At 57.7% G+C, this 1,698-nt stretch carries 1 protein-coding gene; it reads left to right on the top strand.

What is annotated here, in order from left to right; genetic code table 11:
* Window positions 1–215: 215 nt before the first annotated feature.
* Window positions 216–1,698: PVC-type heme-binding CxxCH protein (locus ABX749_RS31905; protein WP_372899595.1), on the top strand; the 1,483-nt coding region annotated here is incomplete at its 3' end.

Raw genomic sequence — 1,698 nt, 5'->3', positions numbered from 1 at the left:
GACAAGTCCATGATGCCCGAAGGGCAACTCGATCAACTGAGCCGCAAGGACCTGTTCGATCTAGTCAAATACATGCAAACGAAATCGCAAGTGGAGGCGGCCCAATGATCATCACAAAAACAATCTCAAGTCAGCAATTAAAACTCGATCAGCCGTCTGGCGTTAGCCGACGGGCCCACGCCCCAACGACACCGCTCCCAGGCATCTGCCTCACATTGGCAATCCTGCTCTGTTTCCCAGCCGCCGTCGCCGCTCAACAACTGCTGCCCAAACAACAGCACCGGACCAGCGACGCACCGTTTTTGAAACCGGACGAAGCGGTCAAAAAGATGTCGATCCCGAAAGGGTTTGACGTTTCGATCTATGCAGCCGAACCCGACTTGGCCGAACCAATCGCGTTCTGCTTCGATGACCGCGGCCGCTTGTGGGTGGTCGAAAATATGAATTACCGCACCCGCCGCGAACACACCGACGACAAAGTCAGCCGGATTCAGATCCTGGAAGACACCGACAGCGATGGCGTCTTTGACAAGAAAAAGACCTTTGCCGACGACCTGACCTTCACCTCCGGAATCGCGGTCGGCTTCGGCGGCGTGTACGTGGGTTCGCCGCCGAATTTTAGTTTTATCCCCGACGCCGACGGTGATGATCGACCCGACGGACCGCCGCAAGTGCTGCTGGACGGCTGGGGCATCAACGACCGCCACGAAACGCTGAACAGTTTCATCTGGGGGCCGGACGGATGGCTGTATGGATGCCACGGGGTGTTCACTCAGTCGCGCGTGGGCCGTCCCGGCGAAAGTGATTCACGGCGTCAATTCATCGACGGCGGAATTTGGCGATTCCACCCGGTCACAAAAAAGTACGAGGTGTTTGCCCGTGGCCTCTCAAACCCGTGGGGGTTCGATTTTGACAAACACGGTCAAGGATTCGCCACTTGCTGCGTCATCCCGCACCTGTTTCACGTCGTCCAGGGCGGCGTCTACACCAAGCAAAGTCGTCCGCACATCAATCCGCATATCTATGACGACATCAAAACGATCCGCGATCACACGCACCTGTCCGCCCACGGCGGAGCAAGGTTTTATCTGGCCGATGCGTTTCCCGAGGAATATCACGACCGCCTGTTCATGTGCAACATCCACGAGCACTGCGTCCTGACCGACGTGATGGTGCCCAATGGTTCCAGCTTTATCGGCAAACATGGTGACGATTTTCTACCCACCAACGATTTGGCCTGGGTCGGATTCAGTGTCGAGATCGGCCCCGAAGGCGGCGTCTACATTCTGGATTGGCACGACACCGACATCTGCGGCAATGCGATTAACTTTCCCCAAAGCGGACGGGTCTATCGGATCATGCCCGAAGGAGCGGCCCCCATTGACCGCCCCAATCTACGATCGCTCTCCGACAGCGAGTTGATCGCCATGCAATGGCATGCCAACGATTGGTACGTTCGCCAGGCGCGCGTGTTGCTGCATGCTCGGGCCGCCGCCGGGACGCTCGATCGCTCAAACGCCAAGACGCAGTTGGTTCGGATGTTTCACCAGGCCGACACCTCGCCGAAACGATTGCGTGCCTTGTGGGCGGTCCACGTGACCGGTTCGGTGACACCTGAGGAACTGACGATGTTGCTCGATCATGGCGATCCCTATGTTCGCGCCTGGACGATCCAATTGTTGAGCGAGCAAACGACGG

The organism is Stieleria sp. (assembly GCF_041595215.1).
In the GTDB taxonomy this organism is placed as follows: Bacteria; Planctomycetota; Planctomycetia; order Pirellulales; family Pirellulaceae; genus Stieleria; species Stieleria magnilauensis.
This window is presented reverse-complemented; position numbering and strand designations above follow the sequence as displayed.